At 70.0% G+C, this 18157-nt stretch carries 14 protein-coding genes; 5 read left to right on the forward strand and 9 right to left on the reverse strand.

Features of this window, described 5'->3' with window-relative positions; all coding sequences use genetic code 11:
* Window positions 1–287: 287 nt before the first annotated feature.
* Entirely contained in the window at window positions 288–1727 is a 1440-nt protein-coding gene (locus OG522_RS10145) for an MFS transporter (protein ID WP_329462627.1), read from the reverse strand.
* Between the two features lie 160 nt (window positions 1728–1887).
* On the opposite strand from OG522_RS10145, the gene OG522_RS10150 reads away from it, so the two are divergent.
* The 3 genes from OG522_RS10150 (at window position 1888) to OG522_RS10160 (ending at window position 5978) form a co-directional block, all read left to right on the forward strand.
* The gene (locus tag OG522_RS10150) at window positions 1888–2787 is read left to right on the forward strand and encodes a LysR family transcriptional regulator (protein WP_329462628.1); all 900 of its coding nucleotides are present in this window, start codon (window positions 1888–1890) and stop codon (window positions 2785–2787) included.
* A 160-nt stretch (window positions 2788–2947) separates the two neighbouring features.
* Window positions 2948–5119, forward strand: a complete 2172-nt coding sequence (locus tag OG522_RS10155; protein ID WP_329462629.1) for a RecQ family ATP-dependent DNA helicase — start codon at window positions 2948–2950, stop codon at window positions 5117–5119.
* Between the two features lie 217 nt (window positions 5120–5336).
* On the forward strand, window positions 5337–5978 hold the full coding sequence (locus OG522_RS10160; RefSeq protein ID WP_329462630.1) for a hypothetical protein: 642 nt from the start codon (window positions 5337–5339) through the stop codon (window positions 5976–5978).
* 177 nt (window positions 5979–6155) lie between these two features.
* Here OG522_RS10160 and OG522_RS10165 read toward each other — a convergent pair whose 3' ends face one another.
* The 3 genes from OG522_RS10165 to OG522_RS10175 all read right to left on the reverse strand — a co-directional run bounded on the left by OG522_RS10165 (window position 6156) and on the right by OG522_RS10175 (window position 8551).
* Window positions 6156–6773 carry a hypothetical protein gene (locus OG522_RS10165; protein WP_329462631.1) on the reverse strand — a complete coding sequence of 206 codons (618 nt, stop codon included), beginning with the start codon at window positions 6771–6773 and terminating at the stop codon, window positions 6156–6158.
* Between the two features lie 224 nt (window positions 6774–6997).
* The gene (locus OG522_RS10170; RefSeq protein WP_329462632.1) at window positions 6998–7708 is read right to left on the reverse strand and encodes a ribonuclease HII; all 711 of its coding nucleotides are present in this window, start codon (window positions 7706–7708) and stop codon (window positions 6998–7000) included.
* A gap of 207 nt (window positions 7709–7915) precedes the next feature.
* The gene (locus OG522_RS10175; RefSeq protein WP_329462633.1) at window positions 7916–8551 is read right to left on the reverse strand and encodes a TetR/AcrR family transcriptional regulator; all 636 of its coding nucleotides are present in this window, start codon (window positions 8549–8551) and stop codon (window positions 7916–7918) included.
* Between the two features lie 393 nt (window positions 8552–8944).
* On the opposite strand from OG522_RS10175, the gene OG522_RS10180 reads away from it, so the two are divergent.
* On the forward strand, window positions 8945–10489 hold the full coding sequence (locus OG522_RS10180) for an MFS transporter (RefSeq protein WP_329467531.1): 1545 nt from the start codon (window positions 8945–8947) through the stop codon (window positions 10487–10489).
* 187 nt (window positions 10490–10676) lie between these two features.
* On the opposite strand, the gene OG522_RS10185 is transcribed toward OG522_RS10180, so the two are convergent.
* The 4 genes from OG522_RS10185 to OG522_RS10200 all read right to left on the reverse strand — a co-directional run bounded on the left by OG522_RS10185 (window position 10677) and on the right by OG522_RS10200 (window position 14246).
* On the reverse strand, window positions 10677–11597 hold the full coding sequence (locus OG522_RS10185; protein ID WP_329462634.1) for an ADP-ribosylglycohydrolase family protein: 921 nt from the start codon (window positions 11595–11597) through the stop codon (window positions 10677–10679).
* A gap of 12 nt (window positions 11598–11609) precedes the next feature.
* The gene (locus tag OG522_RS10190; RefSeq protein WP_329462635.1) at window positions 11610–12269 is read right to left on the reverse strand and encodes a histidine phosphatase family protein; all 660 of its coding nucleotides are present in this window, start codon (window positions 12267–12269) and stop codon (window positions 11610–11612) included.
* A gap of 435 nt (window positions 12270–12704) precedes the next feature.
* Entirely contained in the window at window positions 12705–13310 is a 606-nt protein-coding gene (locus tag OG522_RS10195; RefSeq protein ID WP_329462636.1) for a YdbC family protein, read from the reverse strand.
* Between the two features lie 123 nt (window positions 13311–13433).
* Window positions 13434–14246, reverse strand: a complete 813-nt coding sequence (locus tag OG522_RS10200; protein ID WP_329462637.1) for an arylamine N-acetyltransferase family protein — start codon at window positions 14244–14246, stop codon at window positions 13434–13436.
* A 179-nt stretch (window positions 14247–14425) separates the two neighbouring features.
* On the opposite strand from OG522_RS10200, the gene OG522_RS10205 reads away from it, so the two are divergent.
* Window positions 14426–14956, forward strand: a complete 531-nt coding sequence (locus OG522_RS10205) for a TerD family protein (RefSeq protein ID WP_329462638.1) — start codon at window positions 14426–14428, stop codon at window positions 14954–14956.
* 251 nt (window positions 14957–15207) lie between these two features.
* Here the strand turns inward: OG522_RS10205 and OG522_RS10210 are convergent, their stop codons facing one another.
* Window positions 15208–18108 (reverse strand): vitamin B12-dependent ribonucleotide reductase, encoded by a 2901-nt coding sequence (locus OG522_RS10210; RefSeq protein WP_329462639.1) that lies wholly within the window; start codon window positions 18106–18108, stop codon window positions 15208–15210.
* Window positions 18109–18157 lie beyond the last annotated feature (49 nt).

Raw genomic sequence — 18157 nt, forward strand, 5'->3', positions numbered from 1 at the left:
GCCAGCCCTCCGCAGAAATCAGAGGGATGGAACCGAATTTATTCGATACGCCGTCCCTGAGTCCGGCCACACGAAAGTTCCCACCTTCACCTGGAGTTGAAATCCGTCACGGTTCACCGCGAGTACGGAACCTGCGTACCAAAATCGTTCCTCGCCGGTCACTTCCATTGGCTCTGGAATAGCAATTCGGATTTCCTGAGATACAGGAACCGGAGAATCAGCGGACGGCGGGCCCGGCCTACCGCGCGGCAGACCGGCGCCGGTGAACCGGATCGCCCGCCGTCCGCTCACTTGGCGGTTCGCCGACCGATGTAGGCGACTGCAAGGACGGCGCCCGCCCCGAGGGCCGCCGCGGCCACCGAGAGGGCGACCTTGGTACCGCCGTCGCCGGGCGATGCCTGGAGGAACGAGCCGAGTACGGCGACACCGGCCACGGCGCCGGTCTGGCGGGCCGAGTTGAGGGCGCCGGATGCGATGCCCGCCTGTTCCTTGGGTACTGAGGACACCAACGTGGTGACCAAAGATGGGATGGCGAATGAGACGCCGAAGCCGAACACCAGTAGGCCGACGGCGGTCGGCGCGTAGCGCTCGGCTCCCGTGGCGCCCACGAAGAGCAGTTGGATGAGCGCGCCCGCGGTCATCAGCGAGAAGCCGAGGATCAAGGGGCCGCGCGGGCCCTTCTTGGCCACCAGGCACCCGGTGTAGACCGGGTTGAACGCGGTGGGCAGGGTCAGCGGCAGGAAGGCGAGGCCCGCTGCCATGGCTGTGTAGCCGAGCCCCTGTTGGAAGTGGAGGGACATCACGAACAGGACGCCGGAGAGGCCGAAGTTGACGAGCAGGCCATTGAGTAGACCGACGGAGAAGGCAGGGTTGCGGAACAGTTCGAGCGGCAGCATCGGACCGCGCACTCCGGGCTCACGGCGCTCCACCGCGATGAAGCCGATGGCGGCGGCTGTGCCGATGGCCAGCGCGATGATCACGGGCGCCGAGGTCCAGCCCTCGGGCTCGCTCTGGATGACGCCGAACGTCAAACCTGCCAGGGTGAGTACGGCCAAAAATTGTCCGGGCAGGTCGATGGCGCGGTGCGGATTGGGTGGCACCTGCGGCGCGAGGGCGCGGGTGATGAGCACGCTGAGCAGGGCGAACGGCACATTGATGACGAAGATGAAGCGCCAGCCGAGAGCGTCGGTGAGGACGCCGCCCACGACCGGGCCCGCGGCGAGTGCGACACCGGTGATGGCCGCCCAGGCGCCGAGCGCGCGAGCCCGCCGGGCGGGGTCGGTGTAGGCGGTCGCGATGACGGCCATGGAGGCCGGGAGGAGCGCGGCGCCCGCGACGCCGAGGACCCCGCGCATGCCGATGAGGACGCCCAAATCGGGTGCCGCGGCGGTGAGTCCGGAGGCGATCAGGAAGGCCCAGGTGCCGGTGAGGAAGACCCGGCGGGCGCCGAAGCGGTCGGAAAGCGCGCCCATGGTGAGCAGCAGCGCGGCGAAGGTGAGGGTGTATCCGTTGACCACCCACTGGAGCCCGGAGAGGCCGCCGCCGATATCATCGCGGATGGCGGGCAGCGCCACGTTCACTACGCTGGTGTCGAGCAACACCATGAAATAGCCGAGCGAAAGACCCAGGAGCAGAAGCCCCTTGCGCCGGATCCCGGCCTCGGGTTTGACTCCCGCCGCAGCACTCCCTCTTTGTGTGGCCGTCACCGTCGATGGCTGCGAGGACATGGTTGTTCCCTTCTCAATTACCGATTCGGAGACGCGCATTCGATGTGGCCGCAGTCGTGAACCTGCGACTGTTACAGCCTGGAGGGAGTCCGGGCGAAGGGGAAACGGGAAATTCCGATGGCGCCATCGGAAACGCCGATGGTTCGGGGGAGGCCGAGAGATGCAGCTCCGTCAGCTGAACACGTTCCGCACCGTTGCCGAAACACTCAACATCACGCGGGCAGCAGAGCGACTGAATTATGCGCAGTCCAGTGTCACCGAACAGATCCAGTCGCTCGAAGCGGATCTGGGGGTGGCGGTGTTCGATCGTTCCGGCCGCCGTCTTCGGCTCACCCCCGCAGGCAACCGCCTGGTCGGATACGCCGAGCGGATGCTCCAGCTCGCCGAGGAAGCGAGGGCGGCGGTCGCGGGCATGGAGGACCCGGTCGGCGAACTCGCCATCGGGGCGCCGGAGACGCTCTGCGTGTACCGGCTGCCGGCACTGCTGACCCGGTTCCGCGAGACCCATCCGAACGTCCGGGTCCTGCTGCGGCCGGGCAACCGGTCGCAGTCGCGCGCCGGGGTGCGCGAAGGAACCCTGGACCTCTGCTTCACGTTCGGACCGCCTCCCACGGAGCCGGAGTTCGAGAGCATGGCGCTGACCCCCGAGGCCGTCGTGGTGGTGGCGCCGCCCGGACACCCGCTGACCCGGATGAAGGAAGTGAGCACGGCCCAACTGGCGGGCGCGGACTTCCTGGTGACGGAGCCGGGCTGCAGCTACCGCCGGATGTACGACGAAACGCTGGGCACCGTCCATGGGCCCCGGCCGACCGTGGTCGCCGAGGTGACCAGCATCGGCGCGCTGCGCAGTTGCGTCGCCGAGGGGATGGGGTGCGCGCTGCTTCCGCAGATCGCGGTGGCGGCGGACCTGGCACGCGGCGCGCTGGAGGCCGTCCCGTGGACCGACGCCCGCCGCGAGACCCAGGTGCACGTCTCCTGGCATGCGCAGGGCAACCCGTCACCCGGCCTGCGCCCATTCCTGGACACCGCGCGCGAACTCCTCGGAAGCCCGGCGATGTAGGGCCGAGCCCGGTGGCAAGTCGCCCTCAAGCCGGATCATGCGGGCGATGCGGGCGATCCGCCAGTGTCGCGGACCATGGCGGATCGCCCTGACCAGCGAAGACGGCTGATGAGGAACTGATCGTTCCGCGATTGTCGGACCCGTCCTGTTGTATGGGGGCATGGAGCACACCAGCAACGCGGATCTGCGCACCGAGGCCGACGCCGTCCTCGCCCGTCTCGTCGGGGACCCCACCGGCACCGCGCGGCTGCGCGAGGACCAGTGGCGGGCGATCGAGGCGCTGGTCGCCGACAAACGGCGGGCGCTCGTCGTGCAGCGCACCGGCTGGGGCAAGTCCGCGGTGTACTTCGTGGCGACCGCCCTGCTGCGGGCCGCCGGCGCGGGCCCGACCGTGATCGTCTCCCCGCTGCTCGCGCTGATGCGCAACCAGGTCGAGGCCGCGGCCAGGGCGGGCATCACCGCCCGGACGATCAACTCCGCCAATCCGGAGGAGTGGGACACCATCCAGGCCGAGGTCGCGGCGGGCGCGGTGGACGTCCTGCTCGTATCGCCCGAGCGCCTCAACAACCCGGATTTCAGGGACAACGTGCTGCCCAAGCTGTCCGCCGCCACCGGTCTGCTGGTGGTGGACGAGGCGCACTGCATCTCCGACTGGGGGCACGACTTCCGCCCCGACTACCGCAGGCTGCGCACCATGCTGGCCGAACTGCCGCCGGGCGTACCGGTCCTTGCCACCACGGCCACCGCCAACGCCCGGGTGACGGCGGACGTGGCCGAGCAGCTCGGCACCGGCGGCGGCTCGGACGCGCTGGTGCTGCGCGGCCCCCTCGACCGCGAGAGTCTGAGCCTGAACGTCCTGTCCCTGCCCGACGCCGCCCACCGCCTCGCCTGGCTCGCCGACCACCTCGACGACCTGCCGGGCTCCGGGATCATCTACACCCTGACGGTCGCGACGGCCGAGGAGATCACCGCGTATCTGCGCCAGCGCGGGCACACCGTCGCCTCGTACACCGGCAAGACCGAGAACGCGGATCGCCAGCAGGCCGAGGACGACCTGCTCGCCAACCGGGTCAAGGCTCTGGTCGCCACGTCCGCGCTCGGCATGGGCTTCGACAAGCCGGACCTGGGTTTCGTGGTCCACCTGGGCTCGCCCTCCTCACCCATCGCCTATTACCAGCAGGTGGGCCGCGCGGGCCGCGGGGTGGCTCATGCGGAGGTGCTGCTGCTGCCGGGCCGCGAGGACGAGGCGATCTGGAAATACTTCGCGTCGGTGGCCTTCCCGCCCGAGGAGCAGGTCCGGCGCACCCTGGACGTGCTGGCGCAGGCGGACCGCCCACTGTCGCTGCCCGCCCTGGAACCGCTCGTGGAGCTGCGGCGTACCCGCCTGGAGACCATGCTCAAGGTGCTTGACGTGGACGGTGCGGTGCGCCGGGTCAAGGGCGGCTGGACCACCACGGGTCAGCCCTGGGCGTACGACACCGAGCGGTACGCCTGGGTCGCCCGGCAGCGTTCGGCCGAGCAACAGGCGATGCGCGACTACGCCTCGGCCACCGGCTGCCGGATGGAGTTCCTGCGCCGCCAGCTGGACGACGAACAGGCGGCGCCGTGCGGGCGCTGCGACAACTGCGCGGGCGCCCGCTTCACGGCGGACGTGTCGGATACGGCACTCGACGCCGCGCGCGGCGAACTGACCAGGCCCGGCGTGGAGGTGGAGCCCCGCAAGATGTGGCCCACGGGTCTGCCCGCGATCGGCATCGAGCTGAAGGGGCGCATTCCGGCGGGCGAACTGGCCTTCCCCGGAAGGGCCTTGGGAAGACTTTCGGACATCGGCTGGGGCAACCGGCTGCGCCCGATGCTCGCGCCGGGCGCCCCGGACGGGCCGGTGCCGGACGATGTGGTGCAGGCGGTGGTGAGCGTCCTGGCCGACTGGGCGAAGGGTCCGGGCGGCTGGGCCTCGGGCGAGGCCGGCGCGCCGGCGCGGCCCGCCGGAGTGGTGACCGTGCCCTCGCGCACCCGGCCGGCACTGGTCGCGTCGCTGGGCGCGCGGATCGCGGAGATCGGCCGGATGCCGCTGCTCGGCTCACTCGCCTACGCCGAGGGTCCGGCGGGTGAGCGGGTCCCCCAGTCCAACAGCGCCCAGCGGGTGCGTGCCCTGCACGACGCGTTCACGGTCCCGGACGAGCTGGCTGCCGCGCTGGCCGGATCGGCGGGCCCGGTACTGCTCGTCGACGACGCCTGCGACACGGGTTGGACACTGGCGGTGGCGGCCAGGCTGCTGCGCCGCTCCGGAGCCGAGGGGGTGTTCCCACTGGTCCTGGCCAGCCAGTCGTAGCGGCAGGGATGACCCCGGCCGGGGCGGGGCAGGGATATGAGTGCCATACCCGCTGATTCGGGTCAGCCTCACCAATTGCTCGTTGCCGCCCGACCGTACGGCAGCGAGAATTGGAGCCGCCCCCGCACGGTCCCCCTGTGGTCCGACAGGGCTGTGCCGTGGTGCGCCGTCACCCGACCCTGCCCGCACCGTGGGCGCGTATCCGGAAGGGAGGACCGTGACTTTCGGATTCGCTCCGTCCGCAGCCTCGGCAGCGGCGTCCGTTCCCATACCGGCCGACTCCGCGCACCGCTTGGCCAGGGTCCTGGAGCCCGCCGAGTGGGCGGCGGCGGGGATCCCGCTGCTGCGCAATCCCCGCGAGGTCGTCAGCGGACTCCACGCCCGGCACCTGCCGACGCCGACGACCGCCGTCGTCGCGGTGCTCGACCACGAGGAACGGCTCGCCGCCAGCGCGTCGTTCACCCGGCGCGCCACACCGGCCGACGGCTGGGAGTTCCGCAACGCGCTGCTCGCGCATCTGCGCCGGGTGATCCCGCACGATCTGCGCCGCCGCACTCCGGTGCGCACCGCCGTGCTGCTCTACTGCCGCGACGGCGACGAGCGGTGGACGGAGGAGGACGGCGCCTGGATGTGGGGGCTGCGGGACGCCTGCACCCTGCACGGCCTGCGGTGTGGTGCGTACATCACGCTCACCCGGGCCGGCTGGCAGGTGCTCGGCGAGGGCCGGGGCGGCCGCCGCCCCAGCACCACGGCCGGGCCCGGCTCGCTGGCGGACGCGGAGAGTGAACTGGCCGCGCCGCTGTCGCTGCGCTCGGCAACCGGCGCGGTGGAGATGCTGCGCAGGACGGCAGCGCGCTGAACCGTTCCGGCACGCCCTGTGCAGTGCTGAGCCCGACGGCGACGGAGCCCGAGCGGGGCACGGCGGAACGGCCGCCGCGCTGCGGAGCGCCCACCCCGGGCTCCCGGGCCGGGCCCGTGAGGACCCGGGCCCGCGAGGAGCCGAGACCGCGGGCAACTCCGCACCCGGTCCGGGAGTTCAGACCCCGGCGCCGAGGGCCGCGTTGATGCGCTGCGGGTCGCCGCAGACAATGAGCAGCGCCTCGGCACGGCCCAGTGCGAGTGGCAGCGCGGCGGCGGCCGCATCGTCGTCGGCGTTGACGGCGACGACCACGACCGGCCGGGCCGAAGCCCGTCCCACCGCGCCGGCACCGGCGTAGAAGACGTCGTCACGTGCGTCGTGCTGGGCCCAGTACGCGTCCTCACCGAAGGACAACTCGTGAGCCGCCCACGGGTGGAGCTCACCGGTGGTCAGGACCAGGATGTCGCCCGGCGCGCGGCCGGAGTCGAGCAACAGGTCCACCGCTTCGCCCGCGGCGTCGAGCGCGCCGTCGGCCGGAGCCGGGATCAGCTGGATCTGCGGCCCGGTGGACGGTTTCGACCGGGTCGCCGGGGTCTGCGCGGCGGGGCTGTGCGTCCGCTGCGCGGGGGGCGTGGGCCGGGCCGGGCCGGGGCCCGGACGACCGGGACGCGGTGCGGCCGCGGGACGCGGACCGGGTACGGGGCGAGGGGTCTGCGCGGTGCGGCCGGCGGCCGGGGTGACGCGGGGACCCTGGGCACTCTCGTGAATCTGAGGCTCCTCGGGGATGAGAGGCATGAGTGGATGTCTATCAAATGCCGGTGAAAGCGCCACCGGCGGGTGGGGCACAAAGGTGCGATCGGGGCGGAGTCTCCCCGCAACTGGGCGTGAAAGTCCAGGGATTTCGGGCAGTGGCGCCGGACTTTCCGGACGTCCGCGAAGCGGATCGGAGGACTCCGGCAACCGGACCCGACGGCGGGGGAAACGGACCGAGAACCTCCGGGACTCGGCCGGAATCCGGGTCAGAAGTCGAAGCCGAGCTGTCCCCCGCTTTCGAGTGCGGCCGCCTCCACGGAAAGCCGCGTCTTCTTCAGGTGCCGCCACTGCGGCAGCCCGTCCAGATACGACCACGACAGCCGGTGGTACGGGGTCGGGCCCCGCTCCTCCAGCGCCACCTTGTGCACGGGCGAGGGGTAGCCGGCGTTGTCGGCGAACCCGAATCCCGCGTACTCCCCCTGCACGCCCGCCAGTTCGGCCATCATCGCGTCCCTGCGCACCTTGGCGATCACCGAGGCGGCCGCCACGGCGACGCAGGACTGGTCCCCCTTGATCACCGTACGGACCCGCCAGGGCAGTCCGAGGTAGTCGTGCTTTCCGTCGAGGATCACCGCGTCCGGCCGCACCGGCAGCGCTTCCAGGGCGCGCACGGCGGCCAGCCGCAGGGCCGCGGTCATGCCCAGCTCGTCGATCTCCTCCGGCGAGGAGTCGCCGAGCGCGTAGGCGGTGACCCAGCCTTCGAGCACCGCGGCGAGTTCCGTGCGGCGTTTGGGGCTGATCAACTTGGAGTCGGTGAGCCCGGCGGGCGGGCGTCGCAGTCCGGTGACGGCGGCGCACACCGTGACGGGACCGGCCCACGCCCCGCGTCCGACTTCGTCGACACCGGCGACGATCTTGGCGCCGGTGGTGGCGCGAATCGAGCGCTCGACGCTGTGGGTGGGTGGTTCGTACGGCATGACGCTGCAAGGTTACGCCGCCGGGGGCCGCGCCCGACACCCAGGTCACCAAGCAGCGCGGGCCGGCTCGCTACCGGCAACCGAAGTGGCCGCACCAAGGCTGGGCTCAGGCGGGACGTGGGTGCAGGCGGTATGCCGGTGCGGGCGACATGCCGGCGCGGGCGGCATACGGTGCAGGGAAGCATGCCGGTGCAGGCGGTATGCCGTTCAGCAACTACCGGGGCGCAGCAGCGGCACCATCACCTGATCGATCATCGCGGCGATCTCCTCGTCCCGCCATTCGCTTCCGCACACCTTGGAACGGAACATCATCAGCCCCGGGATCACGTCGAAGACCAGCTCTCCGGTGGCATCCGGGCGCACGTCGCCCCTCTCGATTCCCCGCTGCACCACTTCCCGGAAGAGCAGGTTGGCGGGCTCGATCACCCGGCGAAGGATCAGAGTGTGGAACCGGTCGGCCGCGGTGTGGTCACACTCGTAAAGAACCGAACGCAGCGCGTGACCGGACCGCGAGTACATCGTCCCGCGGATCCGTCGGCACAGCTGGTAGAGGTCCTCGCGCACCGAACCGTGGTCCTCGACCGTGTCGAGATCGGGGAGTCCGGACCGTAGCGCGTCCTCGACCAGATCTCCCTTGGTGGGCCAGCGGCGGTAGATCGCGGCCTTGCCGGTCTGGGCACCGGCGGCCACTCCCTCCATGGTGAGGCCGCTCCAGCCCACCGTGCTCAGCTGCTCAAGCGCGGCGTCAAGGATCGCCTGCTCCAGAACGGAGCCACGGCGGCGCAGCGAGACGGGCTGCGCCGCCGTGGCCGTGGCCGTGGCGGTGGCGCGCGAAGTAGCCATGTTCTTCTCTCCGTTGGGGACTCCGCGGGGAACGGATACCCCCTGTTGGGAACAGGCGCCCCCACCATTCGGGCCGAGATTTCGGCCAGCGGGGCCGGGGTTCGAACCATTGGGGGCGGGGCTGGAAACCCTTGGGGAGGGGTGTCGCAGCCAGTGCGGGACGAGGGTTGCAGCCGGTTTGCGGGACGGGGGTTGCAGCGTACGTGCGTGATGGCGCTCCGTGCTCCATGGTGGCCCAGCGTCACCCCGATGTTCCAGACGCCGTCCGCCCCCGCTGAAGCCCAACTCGCAAGGAAAAGGCTTGTGTTCGGTCTCGGCCACTCACTATCGTCACCCATTAGTGAACGGAAGCGTTCACTATGGATTCCAGGGGGACCCGTGACGCCCAACCCGATCGACACCGCCCGACCAACCGAAGCCCGCCCCGGCCGCAAGGACCGGCCGCCCCGACCCGGCATAGCCCTGACCGTCATCGCTGCCTGCCAGCTGATGGTGGTGCTCGACGCCACCATCGTGAACATCGCTCTGCCCCACATCCAGACCGCCCTCGGCTTCTCCACCAATGACCTCACCTGGGTCATCAACGCCTATGCCCTGACCTTCGGCGGTCTGCTGCTGCTCGGCGGCCGGGCCGGTGACCTGATGGGCCGGCGCCGGATGTTCATCACCGGCATCCTGCTCTTCACGCTCGCCTCACTGCTCGGCGGATTCGCCCAGGAGCCCTGGCAGTTGCTCGCCGCACGCGCGCTCCAGGGCATCGGCGGAGCGATCGCCTCGCCCACGTCGCTGGCTCTGATCGCGACGACGTTCCCGGAGGGCCCGGAGCGAAACCGCGCGTTCGGGGTGTTCGCGGCCGTCTCGGCCGGCGGCGGCGCGATCGGCCTGCTCGCGGGCGGCATGCTCACCGACTGGCTGAACTGGCGCTCGGTGCTGTTCGTCAACGTACCCATCGGTGTCTTCATCGCCTTCCTCGCACCCCGGTTCATCAAGGAGTCGGAACGCCATCCGGGCCGCTTCGACCTCGCCGGCGCGCTCGCCTCCACGACGGGCATGGCGGCGCTGGTCTACGGGTTCATCCGGGCGTCGACGGACGGCTGGAGCGATCCGCTCACGCTCGGCTCGTTCGGCGCCGCCGTGGTGCTGCTGTTCGCTTTCATCACGGTGGAGCGCCGGTCGGCCCAGCCCATCACGCCATTGCGGATGTTCGCCGACCGCAACCGTTCCGGTACGTACGTGATGATGCTCAGCCTCGCCGCGGCGATGTTCGGCATGTTCTTCTTCATCGTGCTGTTCGTGCAGAACGTGCTGCACTACAGCCCGATCAAGGCAGGCCTTGCCTTCCTTCCCGTGACGGTCGCGATCGTCACCGGCGCGGGTCTCTCCTCCAACCTTCTGCCGAAGCTCGGCCCCAAACCTTTCATGGTGACCGGTACCACCCTCACGGGGCTCGGCATGGCATGGCTCACCCGGATCGACCCCGGCAGTTCGTACGCCGGCGGGATCCTCGGTCCGATGCTGATGTTCGGATTCGGCATGGGCCTCAACTTCGTGACGCTCACCCTGACTGCCGTCTCCGGCGTCGCCGACCGGGAATCCGGCGCCGCCTCCGGGCTGTTGAACGCCACCCAGCAGGTCGGCGGCGCGCTCGGCCTCTCCATCCTGACCACCGTGTTCGGCACCGCGAGCCGCCACGAAGCCACCACCGAGGTCAAGGACTTCCTGGCGAACGGCTCGCCCGAGCAGAAGGCGGCCTTCGTCAAGTCCCGCCAGTTGCCCGCCCCTTGGAGCGACGCGGTCCTCGCCCACGGCATCGGCACCGCGTTCATCGCCGCCGTCGCCCTGGTCGCCCTGGCGGTCCTCACCGCCGTGTTCGTCATCCAAGTCCGCAAGAGCGACCTGGAAGCTCTGAGCGGCGCACCGGGCGGCGCGCCCCTGTAGGCCCCTTGGGTCCCCGGGGCTCCTCGCGCCCCGGCCCGAAACCTCGGACGCACGCGATCGACGCGGCCACCCCCCCTCCGCGATCTGGCGGGCGGGGCCGCAGGGCGTAACGCGGCTGCGGATCGACACCGCCTCGCCGGGGGATTTCCCAGCTCCGCCCCGGCAAGCCTGGGCGCTAGCTGGGGCGCTAGCCGGCCGGGGTCACCCGGGCCCAGTCCGGCAGGTCCTCGGTTCGTTCCAGCCAGGCCGCGGGAGGCGCCCCGGCCCGGTCGGCCGCCACCACCCCGCCCACGATCGCGCAGGTCGTGTCGACATCGCCGCCCACCTGCGCGGTCGTCCAGAACGCCCGCTGGTAGTCGCCGAGCCCGCGCGCCGCCGACCACAGTGCGAACGGCACGGTGTCGTGCGCACTGGTACGCCGCCCCGAGCCGAGCACGGCGGCCACCGTCCCCGCATCGTCGTAGTCAAGCATGTCCCGCGCCCGCCGCAGCCCGGCGCCGACGGCACTGCGCGGCACCAGGGCGATCACCCCGTCGAGCAGTTCGCCCGGCTCGGGCGGCCCCGCCGGGGCGGCGACGAGTGCCGAGGCCGCCGCGACGGCCATGGCGCCCACCACCGCCTCACGGTGCTGGTGCGTCGTGTAGGACGAGATCTCCGCCTGATGCGTGGCCTGTTCCGGGTCGTCGGCGTACCAGGCGCCGAGCGGCGCGATCCGCATGGCGGAACCGTTGCCCCAGGATCCCTGCCCGTTGAACAGCGCGGAGGCCAGCTCCCGCCAGTCCCCGCCCTCCCTGATCAGCCGGAGCATCCGGTTGACCGCGGGCCCGTAGCCCCGGTCGAAGTCGTGGTGGTCGGCGAAGGACCGGGCCAGCGCGTCCTGGTCGATCCGGCCCTTGGCGGCCAGCACGGCCAGCACCGAACACGCCATCTCGGTGTCGTCGGTCCACTGCCAGGGGCCGTCGGGCAGTTCCCGGTTTTTCAGGCGGGGATAGTTGGCGGGCACAAAGAACTGGGAACCCAGCGCGTCGCCGACGGACAGCCCCCGCAGGCTGCCCAGCGCGCGTTCGAAGCGCGGGTCGAGTGATTCGGTCGAGGAGTCAGCGGTCATCGCACAGCCACTCTATCCGGTGATCCCGTACGGCTCCGGGGCGCGCCACCGCTCGAACGGCCGGTCCAGCGAGTAACGGCCGTCCGCCCCGAGCAGCAGCGTCCTGGTCTCGGCGTTCCCCGGATTGGACAGCGACTCGAAGTCCGCCACGCTCCAGTGGAACCACCGCATGCAGAACAGCCTCATGGTGAGCCCGTGCGTGACGAGCAGCACGTTGGGCGGATGGTCCGGTGCCTCGAAGCTGCGGTAGAGGCTCTCCAGGAACGCCCCCACCCGGTCGTACACGTCGGCCCCCGATTCACCCTGCGCGAACCGGTAGAAGAAGTGGCCGTACGCGTCCCGGTACGCCTTCTGCAGTTTCACGTCGTCCCGGTCCTGCCAGTTCCCCCAGTCCTGCTCGCGGAGCCGCGGCTCCTCCCTGATCCGTACCTGCTCCGGGTCCAGGCCCAGTGCCCGGAACGTCTCGTGGGTTCGCCGGTAGGGCGAGACGTAGACGCTGACCCGCTCGCTCCCGAACACCGCGCGCAGCCGCTCCCCGGTCGCCTCTGCCTGCCGTCTGCCCGCCTCGGTGAGCCTCAGCGCATGGTCGGGCTCGCGCTCGTACACGGTGTCGTCGGCATTGCCCTCCGACTCGCCGTGCCGGACCAGAACGATGCGCCGCGGTCTTGCCATGCCCAAACTCTAGATCGTCCGCTCGCCAGTCGAGCAGTTGTCCGGCCTCCATCCGGCGTACCCGCCCCTCGAAGCGCTGCCGCGGCCTCCGATCGTGGGAGACGATCATGACCGACCCGACATCGGGTTCCACCAGGCCCATCAGCTCCTTGAGCAAAGTCGACCCGCCCACCCCGTCGCCCCGCGGACCAACACCTTCTCGCCGGCCGACTCCGCCATCTCGGGCACGGTCAGCCGATCCCCGATCCATCCCCGCCCTCGCCTCGATCAGCCGTCCGCCCCGCTGTGCGCCCACGTCTCAGCTGCCATGCCCAGACGGGCGCCGAGGTGACGGATTCGTTCACCGACGCCGCCTCGGCCGCCGCCCCCATCGCGTTGATCGCCGCCGCCCGGACAGACGCGTTCGTGAAGTCCCCTATGGACACGGGGAGTTGATCAGACCGTCCAGTCCGCGTCGAGCTGGACGACGTCGCCGGACAGGGCCGCCAGATCGGTCTCGGTCTGCGCTCGCAGCGAGAGCCGCTCGACCCGCTCGGCCCGGTACTTTCCGTGCTCGGCCGTCGACTGCCACATGGAAAGCACGAGGAACTCATGGCCGGGCGCCTCGGCGAACACGCCGCGCAGCATGCCCGGCGAGCCGGCCATCGCGGGGTTCCAGACCTTCTCCTGCATCAGCGCGAAGTGCTCGACCCGTTCCTCATGCACCTTGCAGTGCGCCACCCGGACCACGTCCGCGTCGGTGAAGCGTGGTTCGAAGCCGGTCTTCACATCGAAGCGATGGTCGAAGAGCTTCGCTTCGATGTCCTTGTACGTGCCGGACTGCCCCGCTGCGAGCCGGTCGTGCGCCCGCGCCATGAAGGAGTCGTAGAACGCACGGCTCTCCCAGAAACCGAAGACATGCGCCACATCCGGCCGTCTCCGGCTCCAGCCGCCGCCCTGCCCCCGGAAACCGGGCTCGCCCAGTAACCCCGCCCATTTCCGCTGCCCCCGCTCGAAACCGCGGCGGTCCACCACGGTGCAGCGAATCCACTTGACCAGCACCGCGCCATCGTACGGCGCTACACCATGCCCCCGTCATGCTCCGGCGGAGTACGTCCGCAGCAATATGCCGCGCCGCCCGAAACCCAGTTCAACGCCGAACACGGGGCCGAGAATCCCGGTCACTCAACCCACCCCCAATGCACCCAGTTGTACGAGATCCGACTGCTCCATCACGATAGCGAAGACCTCTGACAACACCCGGCCGAGCTCGTTCGCGGGCACTCTGCGCCGCTCCACCGTTCCGTCCGTACGCACCGTGGTCAGCTCATCCCTGACCAGGCCCCACCGCACTCCGGGCGACGTCCGCTGTGCCACGACCTGGCCCACGAAGCGGGACTGGGGGTGCGAGGAGCTGTAGTGGTTCATGACCGTGAAGTCGGCGGGGTAGAGCGTCTGCGGGGCGAAGGCGTAGAGGTCGACCCAGCCTTCGGGCCGCAGGGACCGCAGCACCTGGGTTCCATCGGCTTCGGTGCTGATCCCGAAGGTCCAGCCGCCCTGCTCCACCACCGCGCCGTCCCGCAGCGGCACCGGTTCGAGCGGCCCTTGACTCCCGAACCCCGTGTCGCACAGCCATGGTTCGCCATCGACGGTGACCACCAGCAGCGCATGGGTCACCGGTGGCAGCACGGTGCCGCGGGACCGGTTGCGGGCCCCACGCCCGCCGACCTCGAAGCCGAGGCGCTCCAGTACGGCGGCGAACAGCGAGTTCTGCTCGTAGCAGTAGCCTCCGCGCGCCTGCCCAACGAGCTTGCTCAGCAGGCTCTTGACGTCCAGTGGCACACCGCGGCCGAGCGCCACGTCCAGGTTCTCGAACGGTATGGCCAGCACATGCGCACGGTGCAGCTCCCGCAGGGTACGAAGCGTGGGCGACGCGTCACCGTCGTAGCCGATCCGCCCGAAGTACGCCTCCACATCGATGTCTTGACCGTTCCACATCGCGATCCCCCGAAGGTCCCGGCGGCCCTGTCGGCCCCCACCCCGCACAATGATCACCGCACCCCGCGCCGCGCACCAACCCATTGTTCGAGGTCGGCGTCCACAGGTCGGATTCCTCCCTGAACGTGTCAGCATGGGAAGCACGCGGGGCTGCGGCTAAGGCTCGGGGAGGGGTTTGGATGAGCGGCATAAGCAAAGGGCTCTCAATGGTCGAGGTGGCGCTCCGATGGGACCCCAGCCCGCTCGGCTCGCCCGCCCACGACCTCGATGTGGTCGCGGGCGTCTATCCGGCACTCGCCCCCTACGGATCGCCCGCCTACGTGGTGTACTTCGGCAGCCGTTCACCGGACGGCACGATCGAACTGAACCGGGACAGCCAGACCGGCCAGGGACTCGGCTACGACGAGGTCATGACCCTGGACCTCGCCCGTATGGCCGCCGACCAAGCACGTGTGGTGGTCGGCGTGGTCATCCAACAGCGGGCGGGGCGCCTTGTGTTCGGCGAAGTCGCCAACCCGGGCGTCCGCGTCCGTGACGGACATGCCGAACTGTCGAACCACGACTTCCGCGAGGTGGGCGACGCCAGAGCCACAACGGTGGCGGAGTTCGTCCGCGCCGAGTCCGGCTCCTGGGAATTCCGGGAGAACATCCACGGGTTCGACCTTGACCCGGATGCCTTCATCGCCGCTATGGGGGCCGCCGTCGCCTGACGTGGAGGACGGCGTCGCTCCACCGTGTCGCGCGCCCTGCGCCGAGGCCAACGGCCCGGCCCCGTTCGTTCGGGCGCATTCCAAAGGCGGCCGCCGGGAGGCCCGGTGGGTCGTCAGGCGCGGCAGCGCGGGTCATCCGCCACGGACACGACGAAGGGGACCGGCCCTTGGACCGGTCCCCTTCGTGAGCTGCTGGTCAGCTACCCGCGCGGACTACGTCGGACGGTGTGTCCGACGCGATCGTGCCCGTTTCAGCTGCAACCGCTGGTCGAGCCGCAGCCCTCGCAGATGTAGCAGGAGCCCGCCCGCTGCATCTTCGTACCGCAGGAGAAGCAGAGCGGCGCGTCCGCGCTGATGCCGAGCTGCATCTCCACCAGCTCCGCGGAGGTGTGCGCGACCTTCGGGGCCTCGACCGCGACCGGCGTCGGGGACGAGACGGCCTTCAGGGTCTCCGTCTGGCGCGGCGCGGACTGGGCCAGGCCCTCGACGTCCATCTCGTCGTCCTCGAAGCTCGGCTCGTACGAACCGGTCTCCAGGTGGCGCTGACGCTCTTCGGCGGAGTGGATGCCGAGCGCCGAGCGGGTCTCGAACGGCAGGAAGTCCAGCGCCAGGCGGCGGAAGATGTAGTCGACGATCGACTGCGCCATCCGCACGTCCGGGTCGTCCGTCATGCCGGCCGGCTCGAAGCGCATGTTGGTGAACTTCGAGACGTACGTCTCCAGCGGCACGCCGTACTGGAGGCCGACGGAGACGGCGATGGAGAAGGCGTCCATCATGCCCGCGAGGGTGGAGCCCTGCTTGGACATCTTGAGGAAGACCTCGCCCAGGCCGTCGTCCGGGTAGGAGTTGGCGGTCATGTAGCCCTCGGCGCCACCGACCGTGAAGGAGGTGGTGATCCCCGGGCGGCCCTTGGGGAGGCGCTTGCGGACCGGACGGTACTCGACGACCTTCTCGACCGCGGCACGGATGGTGTCCTCGGCCTTGGCGGTGACCGCCTCCTTCTCCTTCTCCTTCTCCTTGGTCTTCGCGGAGAGGGGCTGGCCGACCTTGCAGTTGTCGCGGTAGATGGCGAGCGCCTTGACGCCCATCTTCCACGCCTCGAAGTAGACCTCTTCGACGTCCTCGACCGTGGCGGTCTCGGGCAGGTTGACCGTCTTGGACAAGGCGCCCGAGATCCACGGCTGGATGGCCGCCATCATGCGGACGTGGCCCATCGCGGAGATGGAACGCTCACCCATGGCGCAGTCGAAGACCTCGTAGTGCTCGGTCTTCAGGCCCGGGGCGTCGATGACGTTCCCGTTCTCGGCGATGTGGGCGACGATCGCCTCGATCGCCTCCTCCTGGTAGCCGAGGCGGCGCAGCGCCTGCGGCACCGTGCCGTTCACGATCTGCATCGAGCCGCCGCCGACCAGCTTCTTGAACTTGACCAGGGCGAGGTCGGGCTCAAGACCGGTGGTGTCGCAGGACATCGCGAGACCGATGGTGCCGGTGGGCGCGATGACCGAGGCCTGCGCGTTGCGGAAACCGTTCTTCGCACCGAGGTGAATGACGTCCTGCCAGGCCTCCGTGGCAGCGGCCCAGATCGGGTTGTCCAGGTCGTCCACGTGCACGGCCACGGCGTTGGCGTCGGCGTGCTGCTTCATGACGCGCTGGTGCGGCTCGGCGTTGCGGGCGTAACCGTCGTACGGGCCGACGACCGCGGCGAGCTCGGCGGAGCGCTTGTACGAGGTGCCCGTCATCAGCGAGGTGATGGCGCCGGCGAGCGCGCGGCCGCCGTCCGAGTCGTAGGCGTGACCCGTGGCCATCAGCAGGGCGCCGAGGTTGGCGTAGCCGATGCCCAGCTGGCGGTAGGCGCGGGTGTTCTCGCCGATCTTCTGGGTCGGGAAGTCCGCGAAGCAGATGGAGATGTCCATCGCGGTGATGACCAGCTCGACGACCTTGGCGAAGCGCTCGACCTCGAAGGACTGGTGGCCCTTGCCGTCGTCCTTGAGGAACTTCATCAGGTTCAGGGACGCGAGGTTGCAGGACGTGTTGTCCAGGTGCATGTACTCGCTGCACGGGTTCGAGCCGTTGATGCGGCCGGACTCGGGGCAGGTGTGCCAGTGGTTGATGGTGTCGTCGTACTGGATGCCGGGGTCGGCGCAGGCCCACGCGGCCTCGGCCATCTTGCGGAAGAGCGACTTGGCGTCGACCTCTTCGATGACGTCACCGGTCATGCGGGCACGCAGGCCGAACTTGCCGCCGGCCTCGACGGCCTTCATGAACTCGTCGTTCACACGGACCGAGTTGTTGGCGTTCTGGTACTGGACGGACGTGATGTCGTCGCCGCCCAGGTCCATGTCGAAGCCCGCGTCGCGCAGGGCGCGGATCTTCTCCTCTTCCTTCACCTTGGTCTCGATGAAGTTCTCGATGTCGGGGTGGTCGACGTCGAGGATGACCATCTTGGCCGCGCGGCGCGTGGCGCCACCGGACTTGATGGTTCCGGCGGAGGCGTCGGCACCGCGCATGAAGGAGACCGGGCCGGAGGCGTTGCCGCCGGAGGACAGCAGCTCCTTGGAGGAGCGGATGCGGGAGAGGTTCAGGCCGGCACCGGAGCCGCCCTTGAAGATCATGCCCTCTTCCTTGTACCAGTCGAGGATCGACTCCATGGAGTCGTCGACGGCCAGGATGAAGCAGGCCGAGACCTGCTGCGGCTGGGGCGTTCCGACGTTGAACCACACCGGGGAGTTGAAGCTGAAGATCTGGTGCAGGAGGGCGTACGCCAGCTCGTGCTCGAAGATCTCGGCGTCGGCGGGGGAGGCGAAGTAGCTGTAGTCCTCACCGGCCTTGCGGTAGGTCTTGACGATCCGGTCGATCAGCTGCTTGAGGCCGGTCTCGCGCTGCGGGGTGCCGACGGCCCCGCGGAAGTACTTGCTGGTGACGATGTTGACCGCGTTCACCGACCAGAAGTCGGGGAACTCGACGCCACGCTGCTCGAAGTTGACCGAGCCGTCGCGCCAATTGGTCATGACGACGTCACGGCGCTCCCAGGCCACCTCGTCGTACGGATGCACGCCGGGGGTGGTGTGGATGCGCTCGATACGCAGACCCTTGGTGGCCTTGGAACCCTTGGCTCGGGAACCTCGTGCCGGGCCGCTCGCCGTCTCTGTCATTGCCGCCTCCCATACGCGGGCAAAAACGCCCAAAAGTGCCTGAATGTTC

The sequence above is a fragment of the Streptomyces sp. NBC_01431 genome (assembly GCF_036231355.1).
Classification (GTDB): domain Bacteria; phylum Actinomycetota; class Actinomycetes; order Streptomycetales; family Streptomycetaceae; genus Streptomyces.